The sequence below is a fragment of the Bombilactobacillus bombi genome, from assembly GCF_013607485.1.
In the GTDB taxonomy this organism is placed as follows: Bacteria; Bacillota; Bacilli; order Lactobacillales; family Lactobacillaceae; genus Bombilactobacillus; species Bombilactobacillus bombi_A.
In genome coordinates, this window is record NZ_SCHP01000010.1 from 1 (window position 1) to 24833 (window position 24833).

A 24833-nucleotide genomic window follows, 5' to 3' on the forward strand; every position below is an offset into this window, starting at 1 on the left:
CACTTAAGTTGGTCTGACATAGGTTTCACTTCTTTAGTAGCAGATGACTAAAGTGTAGCCTATTCAGGCTTTTTTATTCAAGAATTATTAACTAGCACCACGCGTAATTTTTATATTTATCCAAGATTCTATAATTATCCGAACAGCATTAATTATAGAATCTACGTTGAATTAAAATTAGTTTCAATTTAGACTAATTAGTAACTGAAATTTAGCATCTCTACGAATGTGATGGTAAAGAAAAAAAGTGGTATTTTTGTGCATATCTCTTTCCATAGGTCATATCATATTCAATCAACTGATAATCTTTATAAGCTTGGAGTTTTTGTAAATAATTTTTAGGTTCTGTTTTACTATTAGTATTAATATGAATTTTATTATTTTGTTGCCGCATTTGTATTGTCTTAGTCAAAACCGGAATTTCTTTATATAATCTAGATAATAAATTGTAAAATGGTGTTAATGGATATCCTAATTTCTGAAGTAAAATTAATGACATATAATTTGGAGAAAAATACCCAACATGACTATTTTTTAGTGGAAAATTTGCGACCATCACAAATGGAGTAGCATGAACAGTTAATGTTTTTTGCTTTATATTGTCATAAAGTCCATCACCAGGATAATGGTCACCGTACATTACAATTATTGTTTTTTGTTTAGTATGTTGAAAATGCTGTACTAAATGAGCAAAGGCCTGATCTGATTGATGCAGTTCTTGTAGATAAGTCTGCATTTTATTAGTTTTTCCAATGTTATTATTAATGGGATGTTCTAACTTAAAATTACTCTGTGATCCCATATTTTCAAAATAGGGCATATGATTTTGCATTGTAATAACCAAACTGAATTGACGAGATTTATTTTGCTGGTTATAAATATTAGGATAAGTCGAAATATCAGTAGTATATTCACCAAAAGAACTCTTTTTTAAATTTTTTAACAATTGCTCATCTTTAAACTGATTAATTCCTAATGCCTGATATGCTTGAGGTCGCATATACATAGTTCTTAAGTATGGATGATATGCTAAACATTTATAGCCATAATCATTCAAATAATGCATTATACTTGGAAAATAATCTTTTTTAGGCAAAATATGTTGATATGGAGTGTTATTAAGAAAATAATTTGAAAAGCCTGTATTAGCTTCAAACTCAATATTGGCAGTTCCACCACCATATTCAGGAGAAATCATATAGCCACTGGCTTGATTAATTTTAGGATATTGCAGAATATTATTTATATAAGTTAGAGGTTGCTGTCCACTGATTGGATAAAATTTTTGAGTAGTTTGTGGATTAGTTAAAGATTCATTTAGTATATAAACAATGTTTACAGGCTTAATATTTTCTTTTTTAACAGTTGCTCCTTTTTGATAACGCTTAACAATGCTTTTAATCTCAGCTTCACTGTATTCTTTAGGACGCTGCATAGGACTAGAATGTACATTAGTAATAAAGCCTAAAGCTGATCCCAATCGGTAATATGCAAAAGTTTGATTATGCTCATTATTAAAAAGTGAGTATTTATCTAATTCCTGTGCAATTACGGAATTTTTATCACCAGACTGAAATAAAACTCCAAAGGTGATAATACTTATGAAAATAATTATTGCCCTTAATGGAAAAATAACTTTGTGATTAATTATCATATAAGAACGTGTCAATCTTCGTAAATATAAAGAACCTACCACAATACAGATAATTAGAAAAAGTAATTTCAGAATATCTCCCTTACTAACCATCTTTAATAAACCGCCAGCTGACCGTGTCATTAATAAATCAGCTGGTAATAGTGGTTCTGAACGGGATACTATTTTTTGATAATTAACAAAACCAACTATTAAAAACAAAACACTTGATATGGCTAGTCCTATCCAATAATCTCCTATAATTGAGATGATTGCAATAACTAAAAGTAGCAATATAAATTCATTAATGGTAGTTACCATTAAATTTTGATTAATCATGTGTAAAACGCCTTTATAAGTATGATCAACCCATTCTGTATATTTAGCAGCTGTTAATTGTAACAAAAAATAAGTTCCATAGACTAATGTTATTACTAGTAATACTTGTAATACACGAAAACTAATTTTTTTAATTACATCAAACTTCAAATTAACACCTTGACTTTCTAAACATTATTTTTCTGTAGATTCTGAAGCAATTAACTGTAGATTTTCCCCAGAAATTTGCCAAGCGGTAATTGGTGCAGGAATAATAAAATGACTGCCTAAAGGCAATGAATAATGTCGGTTGTCAACCTCTAAAGTTCCACTTCCCTTGATGACTGAATATAGAGTATATTTACCCAATTGATGGGTAAAGCTTAAGTGCCCCGTGTGAATATTAATTCCCCATACCGCAAAATATGGAGATAAAGGAGGCTGAACATAGCTAGTAATGGTATTGGGACCTAACTTTTGCGTTTTAATGTCTAACTGAGGCGCAACAAAGGGAACTGTAATTGTTTCTTCTGACTGTCTTAAATGAAGCTGTCGTTTTTTACCAGTTTTAGCATCAACGCGATTATAGTCATACAAACGATAGGTAGTATCACTGCTCTGTTGTGTTTCTAATGCAACAATTCCTTTATTTAAGGCATGGACAGTACCACTAGGTACAAAAATAAAATCTCCCGCATGAACTGGTAATTTTTTGAGAAAATGTTCCCAATCTCCATTTTCAATCATGTCTATCATTTGTTGCTTATTTTGAGCGTTATGACCATAAATAAGATAAGAATCAGGCTCAGCCGAAATAATATACCAACATTCAGTTTTCCCCAGTTCACCTTCGTGTTCTTGAGCATAGGCATTATCAGGATGAACTTGAACTGACAAGCTAGCTTCGGCATCTAAAATTTTAGTTAATAGGGGAAAGACTTGACCTTGAGGATTACCAAATAATTCCGGATAATCTTGCCACAGTTCATGAAGATATTTCCCAGCGTAAGGCCCATTTTCCACTTGGGAAGGACCATGGGGATGAGCAGAAATTGCCCAGCACTCACCAATCTTAGTGTTGGGCAATTTGTAATGAAAATCCTGAGCTAATTTTTGCCCTCCCCAAATTTTTTCTTGAAAAACTGGTTTTAAAAATAAGGGTTCCATTATTTTGATTTTCTCCTTTAACTAACGATAGTTATCCAAAAAATAAATCAACGTCTGCAGTTCGTTAGCTAAATCAACATTGTGAACCCGCACTGCTGGTGGCGTAGAGAGACGTAATGGTGAGAAATTCAAAATTCCCTTAATCCCAGCTTGAACTAATTCATCAGCTACTTTTTGAGCGCTTTTAGCAGGTACTGTTAAAATAGCCACTGAGATTTGCTGTTCCTTTAATGTAGCTGCCAATTCTTTAGTATCATAAACCGGAACTTTATTGATAGTTTTCCCGACCAGTTGGGGATTTTTATCAAAAGCTACTGCAATTTTGATGTTATTAGTTTGGGAAAAGTTATAATTAAGAAGCGCATTACCCAAATTCCCTACACCAACTAAGGCTACTTGAGATGTCTTATCTTGATTTAATAATTTCTTAAAAAATTCAAGCATAGGTTCCACTTCATAGCCATACCCTCTCTTGCCTAAAGAACCAAAATAAGAAAAATCACGGCGAATAGTGGCACTATCTACTTGTACTGCTTCTGCTAATTCTGTTGACGATATTTTTTGTTTATCAGAATCCTTTAAAAATTGAAAATAACGATGGTATAAGGGTAATCTTTTAATAGTTGCATTAGGTATTTTATATTGTTTCATATTTAAACATTCCTCTTGTGAATTTTTTGCTATATAATTTACAGTATTACGCATTTAATATCACAATGTCAATATGTTAGAATAAATTTATGAGAAAATAAATAAAGGAGTACTATTTTGTTAATTGTTCAAGGTCATAATTTGTCTCGTAATTTCGGAGGCGAAGTTTTATTTACGCAAGTTAACTTTCAAATAGCCGAGCAAGCACGAATTGGCCTAGTTGGACCTAATGGTGCCGGCAAATCTACACTTTTAAAGATAATAATTCAAGAAAATGAGCCTAATGAAGGCAAAATGATCTACAAAAATAATATTAGTATTGGTTATTTAGCCCAAAATCCGCAATTTAAATCTGGAAATTCCATTTATGAAGAAATGGCTGCTGTTTTTCAATATCTACAGGCCGATGAACACCGCTTGCACGAGTTAGAGCGACAAATCGCTACACAAGCTAGTGACCCTACACCCCAATATCAAAGATTATTAACTCAATATGACCAATTACAAACTAAGTTTAAAGATGAAAATGGCTATGGTTATCGTTCTGAAATTCGTTCGGTCTTAGCTGGTTTTGGCTTTGGCGAAGAACGCATGAATGAGCCAGCAGAAAACTTGTCTGGTGGTGAACAATCACGCCTATCATTTGCCAAGTTATTATTAGAGCATCATGATTTATTGGTGTTAGATGAACCAACGAATCACTTGGATATTGATACTTTAAATTGGTTAGAAAAATATTTACAAAGTTATGCAGGAGCTTTATTAATCGTTTCGCACGACCAATATTTTTTGGATCACACCGTTAATGAAATATATGCCTTAGAACAGCAAACCTTAACACATTATCAAGGGAATTATACTAAATATTTACAGCAGCGAGAAAAGAATTATCAACTAGCTTGGAAAGCTTACGAAAAACAACAGGAACAAATTAAAAAAACTGAAGAATTTATTCAAAAAAATATTGTACGTGCTTCCACAACCAAGCAAGCACAAAGCCGACGCAAGCAATTAGAAAAAATGAACGTTTTAAAGCGTCCTCAAGCTTATAATCAGCAAGTCCATTTTCGTTTTACACCCGAACGAATGAGTGGTAATGAGGTATTAAAAGTTAAGGATCTACAGACTGGTTACCCCGATAAACCCTTAAATCAAGATATTAACTTCAATCTTAATAAACAAGAACGCTTAGGCATCATCGGCCCCAATGGTGTAGGTAAATCTACTTTAATCAAAACTTTAATGAAGCAACTGACACCCTTAAGCGGCACCATCACTTGGGGGACTAATGTAGATATCGGCTATTATGATCAAACCCTCAACCAGCTAAACTCTAATAAAGATGTCTTACATGAAATTTGGGACGAACACCCCACACTAGATGAAAAGGATATCCGCAGTATTTTAGGGTCATTTCTTTTTCAAGATGATGATGTTTTTAACATTGTTCATTCCCTTTCTGGTGGTGAAAAAGCCCGTTTAACTCTTTGTAAATTAGCTTTAGAACACAGCAATCTATTAATCATGGATGAACCAACAAACCACTTAGATATTCAAAGTAAAGAAGTACTAGAAGACGCACTCAAAAATTTCAGTGGCACTGTACTCTTTGTTTCCCATGATCGTTACTTATTAAACCAAATTTCCACTAAAATTTTAGATTTAGAACCCCAATCTAGTACTATTTACCTCGGCAATTATGACTATTATCGGGATAAAAAAGCTGAAACACAAGCTTTACAGGCTGCTAATCAAACAGCTGCACAAACTCAAAATCCTAAATCACAACAGCCAGCTAATCAAAACTATGAACAGGCAAAAGCTCAACAACGTCAAGAACGCAAAAAACAGCGGCAAATTTCTAAATTAGAGCAACAAATTGATGCTTACGAACAACAAATTGCCGCATTAAATCAAGAAATGATTCTTCCCGAAAATTTAAACAGCTATACTAAACTTCAAGATTTGCAACAACAAATTGATGCATTAAATCAACAAAAAAAGACTGCCGAAGATCAATGGGCAGCTTTAATCGAATAATAATTAATGAGAAAAAATATTTTTCAGGGTCCGTTTTAAAACTTGCCCAAAACTTAACGAACGAACAATTTTCTCCGGTGCAATGTAATTACGAATTGCCCGGAGTATTTTTTTAGGATCACGTGCTGAAAATGTAAAAAGTCCATTTTTCTTAGTTTGTAAGGCAAAACGTGGAATCCATTTACCACCGAACAAAAGTGACACGATTACATACTCCACTTCTGTCCATGGAATTTGAATATAATTTTGAACATTGCGATCATCATAAAATTCAAAGCCATGATTGCCAACCATAATTTGACCATAAGTTTCTAGTCCCTGATGTGAAGTAGCCTTCATTGTTAAATCAACTGTAGAATTAATTGATTGTACCATTATTACAACTCCAATATTAATAATAATCGTATTATAAGCTTAAAATATCGATTATTCCAAACAACTAGCACAAAGCAACAATTATTAATCAAAATAAAATCCGCAAAGGTCAGAAATCACCTTTCCGGATTTGAATCTTAATTATTTTTTATTACATGATATGGAGCACATGTAAAATAACTCCTAAAACAAATAACCCTAAAATCATTACTATTGGAGAAACTTTCTTTTTCAATAACCACATACAAAAGAAAGTTAATAATAATCCCGCTAAACCAGGTATTAATTGATCTAAATTATCTTGAAGAGTCGTTAATTTACGCGCTGTAAGCGATAAACCTTGTTGTTGCTGCAATAATGCTTGTTGGATGCCCTTACCGCCAGCTGCTAATTTATCCCAGTGAATGTAAGCTTTTTTATCTAAGGCAACATTAGATACTACCGGCGTAAATTTCACTGTTACCCAGCGATTAACCAATGAGCCTAAGATAAACATCCCTAAAATCGAGGCCCCTTTAGTAATGTTCTGTAATAGATTACCAGATAAATCATCTGTAATCTTAGAACCAGCCCGATAACCTAACTCTTGGGTATACCACATAAAAGACATCCGAATTAAGTTCCAAGCCACAAAATAAATAATCGGCCCTAAAATATTCCCACTCATTGCTAAAGAAGCTGCTAAAGAACCAATAATGGGCTTAACTGTGAACCAAAACACAGGATCTCCAATACCAGCAAATGGTCCCATCATTCCAACCTTAACACCTTGAATAGTAACATCATCAATGGGAGCCCCGTTGGAACGCTCTTCTTCCAAAGCTAAAGTAACTCCTAAAACTGGAGAAGCTAAGTAAGGATGAGTATTAAAAAATTCCAAATGCCGGGTCAAAGCTGCGGAACGCTCTTCTTTAGTCTTATATAATTTTTTTAAAGCTGGGATTAAAGAATAAGCAAAACCGCCGTTTTGCATCCGCTCATAATTCCATGAACCCTGCAAAAAAGTTGAACGCCACCAAACAGCAATCCGATCTTTTTTGGTTAATTTGACTTGATCTGCCATTGTCTTTTGTCATCTCCTAATAATTATCAATAATGTCGCCAACCGGATCACCGACGTTGCTATTGCTGCTACCATCACCAGAGCCACCGCTTTGAGATAATACCAAGTAAATTAACGCCAATGCTAACCCAATCGCTCCTAAACCAATTAAGGTAAGATCTTTAATAGTTGCTAAAACAAAACCAATTGCAAAAAATGGCCATACTTCGCGACTAGCCATCATATTGATCACCATTGCATAACCGACTGCAACTACTAAACCACCACCAATAGCCAAGCCATCAGTTAGCCAAGCAGGCATTAATGACAATAATCCTCTTACAGGTCCAGCTCCAATAGCTAAAATCAAACCAGCAGGAATGGCAATCCGTAATCCTTGTAAGCACGTGGCAATTGCCTGCCAAAAATCAATCTTACGAAAACTGCCTTCTTTAGCAGCAGCGTCCATAATATGCGCAATTCCGGTAGCTAAAGTCCGGACCAAAATAGTAAGTAATAAACCCGCAACTGCTAAAGGCACAGCAATTGCAATCGCCGTAGAAACACCTGCTTTGCCTTGGCCGCCAAGTACCAGAATAATCGCTGAAGCAACAGAGGCTAAAGCTGCATCGGGAGCTACTGCCGCGCCAATATTAGCCCAGCCCAGAGCAATCATCTGTAATTCTCCTCCTAAAATCAAGCATGGAGTTAAATCACCTGTAACCAATCCAATTAAGGTACAAGCAATGACTGGCTGATGAAAATGAAATTGATCCAAAATGCCTTCCATTCCAGCCAAAAATGCCACAATGAGGACCAAAATTATTTGAATAAAATTTAACTGCATTGCACTTTTTCCTACACTTTCTTTAATTTTTTAATTTATTTAGTTCACTTTGAGCTTTATTTAAAATTGTATCCAGATTATCTTGTGAATCTGCTGGAACTTTACGAACATCAAATTGAATGCCCAATTCTTTTAACTTTTTGAAAGTGTCAATATCTTCTTGGTCAAAAGCTAAAACCTTATTAGGCTGCACCTTACCAGTAGAATGGGCCATGGAACCCACATTTAAAGTCTTTAAAGGTACTCCACCTTCAATTGCACGCAAAGCATCTTGCGGTGTTTCAAATAATAATAATGCCCGCTGACCTCCAAAATGCTGATCATCCTGAGCAAGTTTAATCATTTGCTTAATCGGAACCACATGGGCCTTAACTCCGACTGGAGCGGCTTGCTTAATTAAATTAGTCCGCAATTCATCTTTGGCTACTGCATCAGAAACTACAATAATCCGCGTAGGATTAGTTTCTTTGGTCCATGAAGTTGCTACTTGCCCATGAAGTAAGCGGGAATCAATACGTGCTAAAACATATTTCATTTTACCAGGTGCGCCAGCGTTGCTAACTTGCGGCTGATGTTGTGAAGTTTCAGCCTGCTGCTGCAATAGTTCTTCCGGCCGCACTTTGACACCATTTTTAGCTTCTCCTAGGATATGCTGAGCTATTTCTTGAGCGGAATCCATTGACATCCTTGCCGAATAGGCTTCAATCAGCATTGGCAGGTTCAAACCGGTTACAATTGCCCATTGATCTTTATGCTCTTCAAATAAGGCATTGGCCTGATTAAACGGAGAACCACCCCACAAGTCGATTAAAAATAAAACTTCAGCATCACTATCTAAATTAGCAACTGCGGCTTCTAAATGAGCCCGCAAATCCTCAGGCCCTTCACTAGGCATAAAGGTAACTGCTTGAACATTTTCTTGTTCACCAAAAATCATTGAACCAGACTGCTTAATACCTTCGGCAAACTTGCCATGGCTTGCAATTACAATTCCAACCATTTTTACCCTCCTTAAAAAATTAATAAAAAAACAAGCATGGTAAACCGGTTGCAGATCTGATTACAACCCATTAAACCAACTTGTTTAAGTTAACACAAAACTAGCGTTTTGCAAAGTACTTATTCATTATTCCAAAGTTTCATAATCAAAATCTAAGCTAGGATCAGCATTCAAATTTAAAGTTGCAAACTGATGTTTTTGATACTTAATATAGGCAAAAGCTCCAATCATAGCTGCATTATCACCACACAAACGTAAAGGCGGAAAAACAACTTCTAATTGTTGAGCAAATTCTTGCTGGAGACGCTGGCGCAAACCCGAATTAGCCGCAACTCCACCAGCCACAATCAGTTGTTGCGCAGGATATTTTTCTAAGGCCCACTTTGTTTTTGTAACCAAAATATCAATCACATCAGCTTGAAAACTGGCAGCAATATCTTTTTTATTTAAAGTTTGCCCAATTTGGTCGGCATGATGAATAGTATTAATAACTGCACTTTTAATACCACTAAAACTAAAATCTAAGTTATCTTCTTCTAGCATGGCTCGTGGAAAATTAAAAGTATCCTGACCTATTTGAGCCCATTGATCAATGGTTTTACCAGCAGGATAATTAACACCTAACATTCGTCCCACTTTGTCAAAAGCCTCACCAACTGCATCATCACGGGTATCACCAAGAATTACAAAGTCCCCCGGTGCACTAACACGAACCAATTCTGTATGACCGCCAGAAACTACTAATGCCATGGCAGGATATTTAATCGGTGTTACCAAATTTGCAGCATAAATATGACCGGCTAAATGATTCACCCCAATTAAAGGTAAGTCATGAGCCCAACTGATAGCTTTGGCACCCATCAAGCCAATTAATAAAGAGCCTACTAGTCCAGGGCCATAAGTCACCGCCACTGCCGCCAAATCTTCATAAGCAACCTGAGCTTGTTTTAAAGCTAAGTCTGTACAGTGAATAATTTGTTGTACATGATGACGGCTGGCAACTTCCGGGACAACTCCGCCAAAACGCTGATGGCTTTTAATTTGCGTTGCAATAATATTAGACAAAACTTCACGGCCATTTTTTACAACTGCAACACTAGTTTCATCACAGCTGCTTTCAAAAGCTAAAATTAAAACATCTTTTGCCATTTTCTCTCCTTACACATCTTCCACGTAATTGGTTGTTGATACTTGAGGATGATCTTTTGCCCAGACCATTTCTGCCTGGGTCTGACGCAAATAAGTAGGACTAAAAGCATTTAAGTCCCTTACTAAATCAGCTTGCAGCCCTAAAGTAATTAAAGAAGCTACATCCGGCTGTTGATCATTTAAAATAATGGCCCGCTGTTTTAAAGCTTGTGTAATTAAATCACGATAATCAAGCAGATTATTACCCAAAAAATAAACTGGTTCATTATATTTTTGCAGTTCTAATAATAAATTATTCATATTGATATGTTGGTCAGGAATTATATTGGTTAGTTCATCATGCTGATTCAACTGATAAACTCCGGCAAATACATTTTGATGCCGTGCATCAAAAAATGGTACAACTAACCCAGGCTGCTCATGAACATTTCTCGCCCAAGCCTGCAGACTAGAAATTCCTACAAGCTCTTTATTTAAAGTCCAAGCCAACATTTTAGCTGCCGTCACTGCAATTCTTACACCTGTAAATGACCCTGGACCTTGAGCCACAACAAAACGATCAATCTCATTGGGCTGCCAGCCAGCCTGTTTAGTAACTGTCTGAATAGCCGGCATCAAGTCGGCACTATGGGCCTTTTGATTGATATTGCTAAACTGAGCCAAAATCTTGTTATCATGTGCAGCGGCTACAATTAAAGGCGCATTCGAAGTATCAATTGCTAATAATTTCATGTTTTTCTCCTTATTCCTTTCATATTGTAGCACATTTATTATGAGAAACTATTTTCAACCAATAAAAAAGAGCTTGCGCTCTGGAAGTGGTTAGTTAGAGTCTAAACTAATCAAAATTATGCTGTTTTAGCCATTTGAAGACTGTTGTTAAAATAATTGTTTGAATTGGTATAAATAATATTTCTTTCCAAATTCGAACCCAAAACATTGCTGTAAATTCAATTTTACCTAAAATACTAACCCACCAAGTATTTAATCCTAGATCAACTACTAAAATAACAATCAAAGTTGTAAGAAAAATGCGTTTAATGGTGATTGGTTTTTGATAAAGCATCCCTCCATAAATAAATCCTCCTACTATAGCAGAGAGAGTGAAACCCCAGAAAAATACTCCATCTGGAAATAATGAATTAGTAACTACATCACTGATAAATCCTACTAACATTGATTTATACGGACCAAAATAGTAACCAATTAAGGCTGTTGCAATAAAGCCAAAGCCTACCTTCAAAAAACTAGGCCCTACATGAATGCGGCCTAACACCATTTGTAAAGCCATTAACACCGCCAACCATGTGAGAGACATAGTTTTGCTCATTGATTGAATCTTGTTCATTTTCAGCATCCCCTTAGTGGAGCTGCCACTAATCGTGGCGAATGCGGCTATAAAATCGCAAGAAGATGAACTTCTTTTCTTCTGGTGTTCACATTCCGTTCCACCAGAACTTAACGCTTTATTGCCTACCCCAGATTTTAATACGTGACAACCTTATCACAAATTATTAAGATAATGGTAAAATCAGCTTAATTAGAAAAAGGGTGGTAAATCAATTGACTAAAAAAATATTAATTTTGCATACAGGCGGCACTATTTCAATGTCGGAGGATAAAACCGGTAAAGTTAAGCCTAATGAAAAAAATCCGTTAACATCTTTAACCTTATCAAATCAAGCTAATCTAGAATTAATTACTGAAGAAATATTCAATTTACCTTCGCCGCATATGGATCCAGACCATATGCTTCAGTTAAGTCTTCGTCTCCGTCAGGCCCAAGCAGAAGGTTTTTTTGGTGCGGTTATCACACACGGAACAGATACTTTGGAAGAAACAGCAATGTTTTTAGATTTGACACTTGATAGTAAAATGCCGGTTGCTATCACTGGTGCAATGCGTTCTTCTAACGAAATTGGAAGTGACGGGCTTTACAACTTTCGTTCAGCAGTCATGGTTGCTAGTTCTCCGGAGTCAGTTAATAAAGGAGTGGTAGTCGTTATGAACGATGAAATTCATGCCGCCCGCTTTGTAACCAAAACTCATACTACAAATGTAGCTACTTTTCGGACACCAACTTTTGGTCCCATTGGTATTATTTCTGATGGGCATGTGGCCTACGTTCAAAATACTATTGCTCGGCAATGTTTGCCTCTCACAAATATCGTTAATAATATTTATCTCATTAAAGCTTATGCCGGGATGGATGGCACCTTATTAGCAGCTCTAGATTCTGAGGCAACTAAAGGTATTGTCATTGAGGCCTTAGGTGCTGGTAATTTACCACCACAAACTTTACCTGCTCTTAAAAAATTGCTTCAACGGCAAATCCCTATTATTTTAGTGTCACGTTGCTTTAATGGCATTGCTGAACCGGTCTATGATTATGAAGGTGGCGGCGTTAATCTTCAAAAAATGGGAATCACTTTTTGCCGTGGCCTAAACGGTCCCAAAGCCCGAATTAAATTACTAGTGGGTTTAAGTGCTGGATTATCAGGGGAAAAACTAGCTCATTATATTAATGCTTAAATTTAAAACTAGTTAGTATAAAAATTAAATAAAAAAGCCTAGGGTAACTATTGCCCCAGGCTTTTTGATAGCGCGTAACTTTTATTGTACAAATTCCATTTTGCCATCATTAATGTTATATAGTTGATCAACATATTTTTCTAAACGCGTATCGTGAGTAACTACAATAATTGTTTTCTTAGTACTATGAGCTAAATCACGAAAAATCTCCATCACTTCAAAAGCTCGCTTAGTATCTAAAGCAGCTGTTGGTTCATCGGCCAATATTATTTGTGGATTAGCAAATAATGCCCGCGCAATCGCCGCCCGTTGTTGCTGACCTCCGGACAAAGTTTCGGGATATTTATCTAATAAGGGATCAATTTGTAAACGTTGAATAACCTGCTGAAATTCATTTGCGGTCATGTTAGCTGTTTTTTTAACATGCTTAACTAATTCAAATTGTTCACTAATCGTTAAATATGGAACTAGGTTGTAAGCTTGCAATACAAAACCAATTTTATTTAGACGAAGATTTTCACGTTGTGAGGCAGACAAGTCTTGATAACTTTGGTTATCAATTTTTATTGTCCCAGATGTCGGAGTTAAAAGGCCTCCGACAATTTCTAAAAAAGTGCTTTTCCCTGATCCTGACGGACCCACTACTCCAATCAATTGCCCAAAGTCAGCTTGAAAATCAATATCTTGGAGAGCTTGCACTTTACTGAGATCATGTCCATAAGTTTTGGTAACGTGTTTCATCATGATGGCTACCATTTAATTACCTCCAATCATTGCTGCTGGATCAATTTTTTTGATGGTGCGTGTTGGAATTAAAGATCCTAATAAGGACATAATCAATAAAGCCAAAGCTGCCGCTAATAAGAGTGGATAATTAAAACTCATCGGTACAGCGGCTGGCATGGCTATCTCCGTTAATATACCTAAGATTATTCCACAGACTAATCCTGCCACTGTAATCAGTAAAGCCTGAGTAACAGTATTTTTAAGCAAATATCCGGTCGGAATTCCTTGAGCTTTCAAGACTGCAAAAGTAGGTAACTTTTGAATTGTTAAAATATACAAAAAAATCGCGATAATAATTAAGGTAATAATCAATAAAAATCCAATCATAAATTCAAAAGTTAAATTTTGGGCCTGATAACCCGGTAATTTTTTAATAAATTGAGCCATACTTAATTGCTCAAGAGTAGAATCTAGTTTTAGATGAGAATTGTTCTTCAGCACAATCGCGCTACTATAAGCAATAGGCACACCACCAAACTTTATTTGCCGCCAAGTAGATAAAGAAGTATAAATAACTGGAGCCACACTTAGCTGAGCTTTTGTAGTAAAGCCGACAATCTTAAGTTTGGGCAGATTGTCAGCGACTTTAATCCGGTCTCCCAGATGATAGTCCTTATTGGCAAAGCTTTGATCGACTACCGCTTCAAAATTATGTTTGAACTTATGTCCAGAGCTGGTTTTTAACTGGTGATATATAAATTCAGATTTATTAATTCCTAATAATTCACCTGCTATCTTATGGTGAGTTTGAGTTTTAACAGCCGTCACTCCCAGCTCCCCTAAAGCGGCTTTTGAAGTTATTTGACCAATTTGTTGTGCTTGCTTGGTGGTCAGACTGGACTTTCTCAAAGTACCATCAGCATCGGCATTTAACACAATTGTTTGCGCGTGCCAAGTATCGATGGCCTGTCGATTAGCATCCGCCAAACCGGTCGCTAAACTGGTTAAAATAAAAATCAAGTAACTAATTAACATAATCATCATGACAATGAGCGTATAACGAAATTTATTGTGCTTCATTTCCTTAATTGCTAAAAACATTCTTTATATCTCCTCTTCATAGCGTAATCCCGCTCTAATAATTTTTACAACTAGTTGCATATCCTGCAAAACTTGGGTTGGATTTTGTCCATTAAGAATTTTTTTGATAGTCGCATGTCCTATTTCATGCAATAATTCTATAAGAACTTGATTTTGATGGCGATTCTTTAATAGATGGTTATTAATTCTTAAGGGAACTTGCTGCAGGCTTTGAAATTCTGTAGGTAGCTTAATTCCTTGAGTTTGGAGATAGTATTGATTTTCCTGCCAAAATAACCGATAAAATTCTCGGCATGGCGATTTTTTTAATTGAAGGGCAAAACTACTTGTATAATTACAAAAATCCATTAGTGAATCTTGCGAGGTTAGCTTTAATTCTTCAGATAAATTACTATGAATCTGCACTAAGGCTTTTCGTAAAACGTATACATAAGCATCAATCAAATCTGTAAAATATTTATAAAAAGAACCACGTGCAATTTGCGCTTGTTCAACAATCCGAGCTACTTGAGCCTGGGGTAGTGGATAATGAGAAAATTCTGTTAAAAGCGCCCGCATAATTCGTTGACGCTTGTCATCCTTTAAATTAAGAAACGTTGTACTTACCATTTTTCTCTCCATTTCTAATTATTAAAATCCTACAAACTGTTAATGTGACACACTGTCAATTTTAAATAAAATTTTTTAGAAAAACAAGTAGCAATTACAACTACTAAAAACTTTCATAATCATAACAGCTTTTAAAAGCATAAAAAAACGGAGCAATATTTACTCCGTAAAATTAATCTTATTGTTCAGATAATTATAATAATTTCAAGAAAATTGAGGCAATAATAATAGAAGCTACCGATACTGTTGCAAAGCCACCAACTAACATTTTGGGCATCATATTATCCAAAAGATAAGCTTCTTCTTCCTTACTATTGGCAACTTCATGAGAAACTTCAGATGTAATAATGTAGTCCGCTGGAAAGCCACATAATGCTGTAAGCGAACAAGCATAGGCCATTTGCCAAGTCATTTTAAAGGGTTTAGCCAACACACTAGAAGCAATAAACATCCCTATTAATCCCAGAACTATCAATACCAGAATTTGCACAATAATTGTCCCCATTTGGTGAGGCGTGGTAATACTCAATTGAGCAAAAATGTAAGCTAATAAGCCATACATTAACCAGTTAAAGACGCCAGCTTTATTTAAAACATCAGCTTCCAAAAAACCAAACTGATGAGCCAATACCCCAAAAACTAAGCAAATTACATTTGAATTGAGATCAATATGCAAGCTAGTTTTCAGCAAAACAGAAACCCAATTACTTAACAGAGCAATCAGAGCAACTTTAAATAAAATAAAGGCAGCAGTTTGATATTTTTGTGGTAGGTTTTTAAAAATATTGTTTTCCTGTGCAGCAACGTCTCCATTATTATCTGTCAAAGACGATACTTCAACTTGACATTGTTGATATTCATTAGCTAAACGCCGGCCTTCTTGCTTTAAAAGCCAAGAAATTAGCGGATATCCAAAGAGTGAATGAAAAACAAACATTGACACAGGCAAAGCTACTAAATATTGAATTCCTTGGGCTTTCAAACCGCTTGTCATCAATAAAGCAGAAACTAATCCCCCCGTCAAAGGTGGCACAGCTGCGACTACCGTCTGCCAATTAAAAATCCATGAGCCCACAGTTAAAGTTAAAATCAATGTACCGCAGACCCCTAATAAAGCTATGCAGACTGCCCGCCACTGCTGTAAGAGTTCTTTAAGACTCATTAAAGTTCCTAAATGAACAAGCAGCAAGCCGACGCAAATCGCACTAAAGTTATTGCCAAAAGATGCAGTTGCAACAATGTCTTTGGGTAAAATCGTCCAAAATCCCAAAACGAATAATGCAGCTGTTATAAAAACTGAAGGAATATAGGTATGGGTCAATGAAGAAACCCACTCACCTAACATTAAGAAGAACATTACCACCAAAAATGCGATTATAAATTGCATAGACAAGCCCTCACTGTTAATAATATTAAAAAAAATTAACGTAATCATATCGATTTTTCAGTGATAAGTCAACAACTTTTTAAAATAAAATTGACTTTATCTCTAGCAATCATTATTATTATATTTAATTAAAAACATTTAATACTAAGGAGATTTTTTATGACTAAAACCCTTTTTTTTAATTTTTCATTATTTACAGGAAATAAAGAAGAACTACAACCACAAGCATGGATGTTAGTTGATAATCAAACAGGAAAGATTACTGATTCCAGCACTAGCAATCCTCCAGCAGCTGATCAAAAAGTCGATTTAGCTAATAAATATGTAATGCCAGGTCTTATTAATTGCCATACTCACATCACTATGGATCCCGCAACTGGTGATGGAGGAACAAGCGCTAATGTTATTGCATCTACTGTAAGAGCAGTTATGAATTTACACACACTTTTAAAATCAGGTGTAACTTACATTCGTGAATGCGGCAGTACTTATGATATTGATATCACTTTAAGTCAGCTAATTGCTGAGGGCCTTATTGAAAAAGCACCCGAAATTTTACCTTCTGGACGTCCCTATTCTATGACTGGCGGCCACGGTGATTTTCCTAATTTTGGACACTTAGTTGATTCTCCTGATGAAATGCGCAAGGCTGTTCGTCAAGGACAAAAGATTGGTGCTAAAGCAATTAAGGTTATGGCGACCGGTGGTGTGATGACCAAAAATGATTTTATGGATGATCCTCAACTAAGTATAGCCGAAATCCAAGCAGCCGTAGACGAAGCACATCACAAAGATAACATTGTAGCAGCCCACGCCGAAGGCAATCCCGGAATTTTAAATGCTATTAAGGCCGGCGTAGATTCTATTGAGCATGGCTTTTATGTTAATGATGAAGAAATTGATTTAATGTTACAACAAAAGACATATTTAACACCAACTATTGTTGCTGATTGGGCAATCCCCGAATATGGACATGGCATCTTACCCGATTGGGAAATAAAAAAGGCTGCCGATGCACTAGATGATTTATGTAAAAATATTGCCCATGCTCATGAGCGCGGTGTAGCAATCACTTTAGGAACTGACGCAGGTACACCTTTTAATGATTTTTCCATGACTCCAGTCGAATTAGAATTAATGGTTGAGCATGGCTTTAGCAATTATGAGGCTCTATTAACCTCATGTCGTAATTCATCTAAATTAATGAAAATTGATTCTGAATATGGCACTCTTGAGCCTAATAAGTATGCTGACTTCTTGGTATTAGATAATAATCCACTAGAAGATATTAAGGCTTTACAACAAGCTGACAAAGCTGTTTACAAAAAAGGCCAGCGCGTTTATTAAAAGGAGCAAAACAAATAATGGAAGAACAGTCTTGGTTTCAACTTATTCCACAAACCCAAATGATTGAATGGCGCCGCCATTTTCATAAATATCCAGAATTATCTTTTAAGGAATTTAAAACTAGTGCCCACATTATCGAAATTTTGAAATCGTTTGGACCTATTGAGATTACGCAACCCACACCCACCAGCGTTTTAGGAACTATTGTTGGTGATTATCCGGGACCAAAAATTTTATTAAGAGCGGATATTGATGGCCTACCTGTCACAGAAGAAACCAACCTAGAGTTTTCCTCAGAAAATAAGGGAGTTATGCAGGCTTGCGGACATGATACGCACACAGCAATTTTGCTGGCAAGTATCAAAGTCTTAATGAATTTGCGTTCTCAGCTGCACGGAAGTGTTCAAGTGATTTTTCAGCCTGGTGAAGAGCAAGTTCCTGGGGGCGCGCAAGAAATTGTTGCTAGTGGCCAATTACATGACTTAGGTGCAGTTATCGGCTTACACATTATGAATGGTTTAAAATCTGGTAGTGTCAATGTTGTGGTAGACGGACCTGCAACTACAGGAGCAGATGCCTTTGAGCTCACTATCCAAGGCCGCGGCAGCCACGGATCAATGCCCCAAGAAGGTATAGATCCTATTACGGTAGGAACTGAAATCATTAATCAATTGCATACAGTAACTTCTCGCTTCACTCCTCCTAAAGACTTAAATGTAGTTACAGTAGGTGAATTTCATTCAGGCGTTGCTGTTAATGTTTTACCTGATACTGCTTTTATTGGCGGCTCAGTACGAACCATTAATGAAGCTACCCGACAAGCAATTGCTGCGCGAGTTAAAAAAATCATTAAAAATACCTGCGATACCTATGGTGCTACTTATGATTTAAACTATCAATTTGCCTATGCTGCCGTTGTAAATGATCCAAAGCTTTCACAATTAGTTAAAAATAGTGCTCTAAAGGTCTTACCCAAAGAAATGGTTCCAAATGGAACTATGATGAGTGCTAGTGAAGATTTTTCTGCTTATGGTAAGGTTGCTCCCCTTTGCTTCTTCCTTTTGGGTGGCGGAAACGCTGAAGAAGGCTATCCATATTCTAATCACAGCCCCAAATTTATTATTGATGAAAAAGCCTTAATTAATGGCGTTAAAACTGAAGTCGCCAGTGTCTTAGAATTTTTAAAGGGATAATTAACAAAATATTTTTATTTGCTATAAATTTATCCAAAGTCAACAAAACCCCATCAATTCAACTTATTGATGGGGTTTTGTTTGTCTGGAACATATTCTAAAATATCGCCAGGTTGACATTGTAAGACAGCACAGAGCTTTTCCAAGGTATTAAAGCGAACGCCATGGGCCTTGCCGGTCTTTAAAATGGACAAGTTAGCTGGAGTAATACCAATTCTTTGAGCTAACTCTTTTGAAGAAATCTGACGATCAAACATCACTTTAGTTAAATTTACTTTTATCATTGTACCTACCTAAATTAAAGATTCGTTATCTAATTGTAACTGAACACCGTGAGCAAATAACAGCTCTAAAACATAAATAATTGCTGTCACAATTAACATTAACCCTAAATTAGATAATTTTAAAGACTCATTATGGAGCAGTAATTCTAATTGCCATAGTATTTGAGTTGCTACGACCATTCCACTACATCCTAAAATTAAGCGCACTAAACGTAAATTGGTTACGGTAAAGTATTGTTTATGCAGAATTTTAAAAATCAGCTGTCGCAAAGAATTTGCACCCAGACCAAGGCTTATTAGTAATAACAAGGCTAATATCAGCAACATCAAAAAAGTACCAAAATCAGCTGCAAATAATTTATCAGTGACTTGAATATCATAAATATCAACATGCAGATGAACCAGTGAAGGCTTGATAAATTTAACCAGTACTACTGCTGCAATTCCCGCTCCACTAATAATAGCGACTGCTTCAGTCAGAAATGCTAGCACTAATAAAAATTTTAAAATCAGCTGGGAGATTACTTTCATAACAGCCACATCCCTTTATTGTTTTCATTATTGTAGCAAACAATTTAAATATTGTAAAACAATAATATAGTGATTGCTTTTAAAATTTTTGCACTTGTCTATGATAAAAAATATATCCTACTATTAATAATAAAATACCATCAAAAATAACACTTACCAAACTGCCTTCAACCCCAAAAATTCCACCATTACTTAAGTATTTATGTGGAACAGTAATAGAATTAAAAACAATTGCTTGCTTAGGAGTCCCTGAAACTGAAGTGCCAAATAACACCCCTTCAGCAAAATTCCACGCAGCATGAAATGAACCCACAAACCAAAGGTTCTGTGTTTGCAAGCGGATTAAAGACATCGTCAAAGCAAAAAATAATAAATCTAAAACTGCTAGCCAGCTAAACCCATCGTTACCAATGTGCATAAACATAAATAATAAAGAATTAAAGATGAGAGCAGTTTTAGGCAAATGTAGTTCTAATAGCTTACCCATTACGTAACCCCGACATAATAACTCTTCAAACATGCTTTGAATCATAAAGCCAACTAAAAATAAAATCAGCCACCCCAAATTATTAAATTTAAAAATCCACTGCACCTTAAAACCGCCTAAAAATACACATGTTAGCCAAGCAAGTGCAAACCAGAAAATTCCCAAACCAAAACCTTGGAAGTATTGATGGTGCCAATTCTCTTTAGGAAAAGCCCAAATTTGAGGATGTTTTTCATAAGCTAGATACATTAAACCAATAGCAACTATTTCTAGCATTAGTTCACATACCATCGTGAACCAATTCTCTGATCTATGATTAATACTTAAGATGATATCGCCAGCAATTTCTGAAACCAACAGCCAGACGAATGTCATTAAAAAAATCTTTATTAAGGTTTTTATAATTAACCTAAAATCTAATTTTTTCATAATCGCTCCTAATCACAATAGCGCCATTTTTTATCCAGCAAAACCCGCGCAACGAATAATCCTAAAGGAATAAACATGATAATCATCGCAGCCTTGGACAGCCACAAAGCACCAACACCAATAGCATTAATACCGATACTATAAACGCCCCGATAAATATATAATCCCGGTATCATAATAACAATCGCGGGAACAGTTAGAGAAATCCGCGGATAGCCATGTTTTTTATTGACAGCTGATGCTAAAATCCCTGCTAAAAACGCTCCCGCAAAGGCTGCAGCTCCAGCTGGAATATGAGTCAAGTCAACCAGTTCCAAACGTAAAGTGTTACCTAAAGCTCCTAATATCCCCGCCCAAAAGGCCATCTTGCGCGGACTATTAAACATAATAGAAAATCCATATACACCAAAAAAGCTAGCTGGTAAACGTAATAACAACATTAAAAGGGGACTCAAATTTAATGGCAAAAAATTTTTAGGACGTAAATGAACTGTGAGAGCCACTAACCACCCCACTAAAGTAGCAGTAATAATAATTGTCAAAGCATAAGCTAAGCGTTCCAGTCCCGACTTCATATCTAATTTTGACATGTCTAGCATGCTGGTAATAAAAGGAAAACCGGGTATCACAAACAACATCGCTCCAATATAGCCAGCTTCATGCTGTAATGAAATACCAAAGAACACTTCCAATAACTTAAAGCACCCTAAATAAGCTAGACAAGCAACCGCTACACTTACAGAAATATCAGCCAATAAAGTAATACTGCGATTAGTCATTTCTTTACGGATCAAGTTGCCCATTCCTGCTCCCACAAAGCAACACAACATTTCAACTAAACCACCGCCAAGTAAAAAAACAAAGGCACTGCAGGCGATGGCTGCCGCCAAAGCCGCCTGTCCAGCTGAATAATGACCTGGACGATGCTGAATTTTGTCTAACTGCAAATGTATCTGTCGAATTGTTAAATGTCGACACTCAAGATTAAAATTATTGACAAAATTTTCCATTTGACTCAATTTGTCAGTATTGACGCCGCTTTTAGGTAAGGTTAAAACTTGCGAATGACTTAAATTTTGGCTAAAACAAGTGTAAGAAATGGTTAAAAGACCAACTTCTGCTGAGCAAGTCAGATTTAAAGCTCGTGCTACGGTATTCATAGCATCTCTTACCCGCCAAGCACCTGTGCCACACGACAAAAGCATAATCCCCACTCGTCCTACTACTCCTGAACGTTCATTAATGCTAGCTTCAGTCGCACTAATATTGTCATCAGTTATATAATCTTTCCAATGAATAGTCATGTGATGCTTTTTAGAAAGATGAAACTGCGGCTTTGCTCGATCTTCTGTCATAAAAATGTTGCCTCCTACAAATATAAAGTGACACACAGCATTTATCTTAGCATTATTTAAGAAAAGTTTTCAAAAATAAATAAAAAAAGAGGGACAAAAAAATTGTCTTAACCTCTTAATTTAATAATATATGAACATTAACAACTATCACAAAGCAAAAGTCTGCAATTTATACCTCATTTTAGCGATGATAGGATAATCCCCGTTTAAATCTCTTCCAAAAATTAGTATCATCAGTTTGAAGTATAACACCTTGATAGATTTTACTAATGTAGAGCATAAACACCACAATACTGACAATTAAAATCACTAAAGAAATCCCTATTTCTAAATTGCTGACTGCACCATTGATAATTCTAACGGGCATAATATAAGAAGAAATAAATGGTACATAAGATAAAATTTTAGCTAAGGGTTGCTCAGGATGGCTTTGAAAGACCAACGCTAAAATCATAGCAAAGAATGCTAAATAACTTATGGATTGCGCTGCTTTAGAAGAATCTTCAGCTTTTACCACGAGTGCTCCTGCGAAAGCCGCTAGAATAATATAGAGTATTATTCCTAATAACATAAATAGCAAATTAATGTTTAACAAACTGCCAATAATTTTGTTAATCATTTGCTGGTTGTCTTTCATAAAAGCTGCTGTCACTGGAACATGTTGCGCCCAAACATATCCACCCCAGCCTCCAAATAGATAAATGACTAATTGTGTAAGGACAACTAAAAATATTCCTAAAATTTTGCCGAAAAAATATTTGTTGGCTTGAGTGCTGGAAAAAATAATTTCCATAATTTTTGTACCCTTTTCTGTCGCAATATCTTGGGCTGTAACACTAGAATAATTCAAAGTTATCATCATAAATACAAAAATTATAAGATAAAAAGCCATTAATTTAATTATTTTTTCGCCCTGTTTATTTTTAGCAATAACTTTTTGATAATGTGGCTGTTGTTGTAAATGTTGGATTTGCGTAGAAGATAATTGTGCCTGTTGCATATTAAGTTGGATTTGGATTCTCTGCAGATATCCCTTAACCGCTTGTTCAAATTCTGAATCTGGTTCTTGATTGCCATGATAAACCGCCCTAATTTGGTTATCTTGTAAATTTAAAGTGAGATAACCATCTATATCTTTTTTAGCAAATTTATGTTGTGCTACTTTGACGGTTTTAATTTTCGAATCAATTGATTGGGAATACTCCTTAATAAATTGCTGACGTAATTGCGGCTGCTTACTCACCACAGCCACCTTATCTTCAGACGCATTATTACTTACAAACCCGCTCAAGGCACTGATACCCACAAATAAAAAAGGACCCAAGATTAAAATTAAAAATGACCAAGTCTTAATTTGTTGGAAATAGGTATGTTTAACTACAATCCATAATTTATTCATTATCTGCACCTGCTTCCATCCGAAAAATTTCATCTAAAGTTGGCGGCTGTTGCCGAAATTCTTCAATATAGTGGCCGTTAGTTAATGCCGCAAAAACTTCGGGACCATGAGTTTCATCAGCAATTTGCAGCAGATATTCTTGACCCTTTTGATGAATAACGGACTGCACATGTGGCAGCTGTTGAAGTTGCTCTTGGGTTTTGGGAGTTTTAACATAGATTTGCGTTTTGCCAAAAGAATTACGCACTGTCTCTAATTCACCATTTAAAACTACATGACCATTCTTGAGCATGAGTAAGGTATCACAAATTTCTTCCACATTAGCCATATCATGACTAGAAAAGATGATTGTCGCTTGCTGTTGTTTAGCTGCTAATACTGCTTGCTTTAAAAGATCAGAATTAACAGGATCTAATCCACTAAAAGGCTCATCTAAGATAATTAAGCGTGGTTGATGTATTAAGGTGCAGATCAGCTGCACTTTTTGTTGATTACCTTTTGACAAAGATTTAATTTTATCAGACTTTTTGCCCTTTACAGCAAAGCGTTCTAACCAATCATCAATTTGTGGGCGAATTTCTTTGGCAGTTTTGCCCTTTAATTGAGCCAGATAAACGATCTGTTCTTCAATTGTTAGCTTTGGCATCAAGCTGCGTTCTTCCGGCAAATATCCAATCTCATTAAAAACTTCTTCCGTAATTTTTTGCTTTTTCCAAGCAATTTGGCCATCATAACGAATAAAATTCAAAATACTATGAAAAGTTGTAGTCTTTCCCGCACCATTTTGTCCAATTAACCCCATTATTTGCCCAGGCTGAATGACAAAATTAACATCATCTAATGCTTGAACATTTCCAAATTTCTTACTTAAGTGTGCGATTGAAAGCATAAAGACCTCCTCAGAATATGTATTAAATACTCTTAATTTTACCAGATACAATTTATCAAAGATACATACTTGTTAACAAAATTTGTTATAATTTAATAAGGAGGTGATTATATGCAAAATGAAGATAATGATTTTCTTATGCGCCAAATTAAGAGCTTTACCGAAGGACTAGGCTATATCCTCTCCAAAGACAAAAATAACTCAGTCGAGATAGTTTTTCCTAAAATGAATTCTCAAATTAAAAAATAATTACTACTAATAATGTGCAAAAAAATTTCCTCCTAAGCTAGATATACTAAGCTTAGGAGGAAATTAGCATGGATTAAGCTACGTGATAACAGT

Annotated in this window: 25 protein-coding genes and 1 riboswitch; of the genes, 5 read left to right on the forward strand and 20 right to left on the reverse strand. The window is 35.7% G+C overall.

Translation table 11 applies throughout. The features are described from left to right. Positions 1 to 220: 220 nt before the first annotated feature. Genes EQ827_RS03835 through EQ827_RS03845 form a run of 3 tightly spaced genes read right to left on the reverse strand, consistent with a single transcriptional unit; the run spans position 221 to position 3769 of the window. Positions 221 to 2122, reverse strand: a complete 1902-nt coding sequence (locus tag EQ827_RS03835; protein WP_181189666.1) for an LTA synthase family protein — start codon at positions 2120 to 2122, stop codon at positions 221 to 223. 24 nt (positions 2123 to 2146) lie between these two features. Beyond that, positions 2147 to 3121, reverse strand: coding sequence for a type I phosphomannose isomerase catalytic subunit (locus tag EQ827_RS03840; protein ID WP_181189704.1), 975 nt, complete (start codon positions 3119 to 3121; stop codon positions 2147 to 2149). Positions 3122 to 3139: 18 nt separating this feature from the next. Further along, positions 3140 to 3769 (reverse strand): redox-sensing transcriptional repressor Rex, encoded by a 630-nt coding sequence (locus EQ827_RS03845; RefSeq protein ID WP_181189667.1) that lies wholly within the window; start codon positions 3767 to 3769, stop codon positions 3140 to 3142. A gap of 117 nt (positions 3770 to 3886) precedes the next feature. Here EQ827_RS03845 and EQ827_RS03850 point away from each other — a divergent pair, with 117 nt between their 5' ends. Then, positions 3887 to 5809, forward strand: a complete 1923-nt coding sequence (locus EQ827_RS03850) for an ABC-F family ATP-binding cassette domain-containing protein (protein ID WP_181189668.1) — start codon at positions 3887 to 3889, stop codon at positions 5807 to 5809. Between the two features lie 3 nt (positions 5810 to 5812). On the opposite strand, the gene EQ827_RS03855 is transcribed toward EQ827_RS03850, so the two are convergent. The 7 genes from EQ827_RS03855 to EQ827_RS03885 all read right to left on the reverse strand — a co-directional run bounded on the left by EQ827_RS03855 (position 5813) and on the right by EQ827_RS03885 (position 11570). Continuing rightward, positions 5813 to 6184: a DUF956 family protein gene (locus tag EQ827_RS03855; protein ID WP_181189669.1), complete on the reverse strand. Its 372-nt coding sequence runs from the start codon at positions 6182 to 6184 to the stop codon at positions 5813 to 5815. 151 nt (positions 6185 to 6335) lie between these two features. Further along, on the reverse strand, positions 6336 to 7247 hold the full coding sequence (locus tag EQ827_RS03860) for a PTS system mannose/fructose/sorbose family transporter subunit IID (protein ID WP_181189670.1): 912 nt from the start codon (positions 7245 to 7247) through the stop codon (positions 6336 to 6338). A gap of 16 nt (positions 7248 to 7263) precedes the next feature. After that, a complete protein-coding gene (locus EQ827_RS03865; protein ID WP_181189671.1) occupies positions 7264 to 8073 on the reverse strand; it encodes a PTS mannose/fructose/sorbose transporter subunit IIC in 810 nt (269 codons plus the stop codon). 22 nt (positions 8074 to 8095) lie between these two features. Beyond that, the gene (locus tag EQ827_RS03870) at positions 8096 to 9073 is read right to left on the reverse strand and encodes a mannose/fructose/sorbose PTS transporter subunit IIA (protein WP_181189672.1); all 978 of its coding nucleotides are present in this window, start codon (positions 9071 to 9073) and stop codon (positions 8096 to 8098) included. A gap of 126 nt (positions 9074 to 9199) precedes the next feature. After that, complete coding sequence (gene tsaD / locus EQ827_RS03875) at positions 9200 to 10222, reverse strand: tRNA (adenosine(37)-N6)-threonylcarbamoyltransferase complex transferase subunit TsaD (protein ID WP_181189673.1); 1023 nt, start codon at positions 10220 to 10222, stop codon at positions 9200 to 9202. Between the two features lie 9 nt (positions 10223 to 10231). Further along, the gene (tsaB, locus tag EQ827_RS03880) at positions 10232 to 10954 is read right to left on the reverse strand and encodes a tRNA (adenosine(37)-N6)-threonylcarbamoyltransferase complex dimerization subunit type 1 TsaB (RefSeq protein ID WP_181189674.1); all 723 of its coding nucleotides are present in this window, start codon (positions 10952 to 10954) and stop codon (positions 10232 to 10234) included. A gap of 106 nt (positions 10955 to 11060) precedes the next feature. Next, positions 11061 to 11570: a folate family ECF transporter S component gene (locus tag EQ827_RS03885; RefSeq protein WP_181189675.1), complete on the reverse strand. Its 510-nt coding sequence runs from the start codon at positions 11568 to 11570 to the stop codon at positions 11061 to 11063. A 33-nt stretch (positions 11571 to 11603) separates the two neighbouring features. Next, positions 11604 to 11705, reverse strand: a riboswitch (THF riboswitch). Positions 11706 to 11785: 80 nt separating this feature from the next. On the opposite strand from EQ827_RS03885, the gene EQ827_RS03890 reads away from it, so the two are divergent. Then, positions 11786 to 12754, forward strand: a complete 969-nt coding sequence (locus EQ827_RS03890; RefSeq protein WP_181189676.1) for an asparaginase — start codon at positions 11786 to 11788, stop codon at positions 12752 to 12754. Positions 12755 to 12835: 81 nt separating this feature from the next. Here EQ827_RS03890 and EQ827_RS03895 read toward each other — a convergent pair whose 3' ends face one another. The 4 genes from EQ827_RS03895 to EQ827_RS03910 all read right to left on the reverse strand — a co-directional run bounded on the left by EQ827_RS03895 (position 12836) and on the right by EQ827_RS03910 (position 16577). Then, positions 12836 to 13510, reverse strand: a complete 675-nt coding sequence (locus EQ827_RS03895) for an ABC transporter ATP-binding protein (RefSeq protein WP_181189677.1) — start codon at positions 13508 to 13510, stop codon at positions 12836 to 12838. Further along, positions 13511 to 14581: an FtsX-like permease family protein gene (locus EQ827_RS03900; RefSeq protein ID WP_181189678.1), complete on the reverse strand. Its 1071-nt coding sequence runs from the start codon at positions 14579 to 14581 to the stop codon at positions 13511 to 13513. A 3-nt stretch (positions 14582 to 14584) separates the two neighbouring features. Continuing rightward, positions 14585 to 15190 (reverse strand): TetR/AcrR family transcriptional regulator, encoded by a 606-nt coding sequence (locus EQ827_RS03905; protein WP_181189679.1) that lies wholly within the window; start codon positions 15188 to 15190, stop codon positions 14585 to 14587. Between the two features lie 193 nt (positions 15191 to 15383). Next, positions 15384 to 16577 carry a hypothetical protein gene (locus tag EQ827_RS03910; RefSeq protein WP_181189680.1) on the reverse strand — a complete coding sequence of 398 codons (1194 nt, stop codon included), beginning with the start codon at positions 16575 to 16577 and terminating at the stop codon, positions 15384 to 15386. 159 nt (positions 16578 to 16736) lie between these two features. Between EQ827_RS03910 and EQ827_RS03915 the strand changes: the two genes are divergently transcribed. Continuing rightward, positions 16737 to 17924 carry a metal-dependent hydrolase family protein gene (locus tag EQ827_RS03915; RefSeq protein WP_181189681.1) on the forward strand — a complete coding sequence of 396 codons (1188 nt, stop codon included), beginning with the start codon at positions 16737 to 16739 and terminating at the stop codon, positions 17922 to 17924. Positions 17925 to 17941: 17 nt separating this feature from the next. Beyond that, complete coding sequence (locus EQ827_RS03920; RefSeq protein ID WP_181189682.1) at positions 17942 to 19117, forward strand: amidohydrolase; 1176 nt, start codon at positions 17942 to 17944, stop codon at positions 19115 to 19117. A gap of 53 nt (positions 19118 to 19170) precedes the next feature. Here the strand turns inward: EQ827_RS03920 and EQ827_RS03925 are convergent, their stop codons facing one another. The 6 genes from EQ827_RS03925 to EQ827_RS03950 form a co-directional block, all read right to left on the reverse strand. Continuing rightward, positions 19171 to 19401, reverse strand: coding sequence for a helix-turn-helix domain-containing protein (locus EQ827_RS03925; RefSeq protein WP_181189683.1), 231 nt, complete (start codon positions 19399 to 19401; stop codon positions 19171 to 19173). 9 nt (positions 19402 to 19410) lie between these two features. Next, on the reverse strand, positions 19411 to 19932 hold the full coding sequence (locus EQ827_RS03930) for a hypothetical protein (protein WP_181189684.1): 522 nt from the start codon (positions 19930 to 19932) through the stop codon (positions 19411 to 19413). A gap of 79 nt (positions 19933 to 20011) precedes the next feature. After that, a complete protein-coding gene (locus EQ827_RS03935; RefSeq protein WP_181189685.1) occupies positions 20012 to 20848 on the reverse strand; it encodes a CPBP family intramembrane glutamic endopeptidase in 837 nt (278 codons plus the stop codon). An 8-nt stretch (positions 20849 to 20856) separates the two neighbouring features. After that, positions 20857 to 22203, reverse strand: coding sequence for a threonine/serine exporter family protein (locus EQ827_RS03940; protein WP_181189686.1), 1347 nt, complete (start codon positions 22201 to 22203; stop codon positions 20857 to 20859). Between the two features lie 181 nt (positions 22204 to 22384). Then, positions 22385 to 23602 (reverse strand): ABC transporter permease, encoded by a 1218-nt coding sequence (locus EQ827_RS03945; protein ID WP_181189687.1) that lies wholly within the window; start codon positions 23600 to 23602, stop codon positions 22385 to 22387. Continuing rightward, positions 23595 to 24491 carry an ABC transporter ATP-binding protein gene (locus EQ827_RS03950; protein WP_181189688.1) on the reverse strand — a complete coding sequence of 299 codons (897 nt, stop codon included), beginning with the start codon at positions 24489 to 24491 and terminating at the stop codon, positions 23595 to 23597. The genes EQ827_RS03945 and EQ827_RS03950 overlap by 8 nt, the downstream gene beginning before the upstream one ends. Before the next feature lie 111 nt (positions 24492 to 24602). Here EQ827_RS03950 and EQ827_RS03955 point away from each other — a divergent pair, with 111 nt between their 5' ends. Then, complete coding sequence (locus EQ827_RS03955) at positions 24603 to 24740, forward strand: hypothetical protein (RefSeq protein ID WP_181189689.1); 138 nt, start codon at positions 24603 to 24605, stop codon at positions 24738 to 24740. The last annotated feature ends 93 nt before the right edge of the window (positions 24741 to 24833 follow it).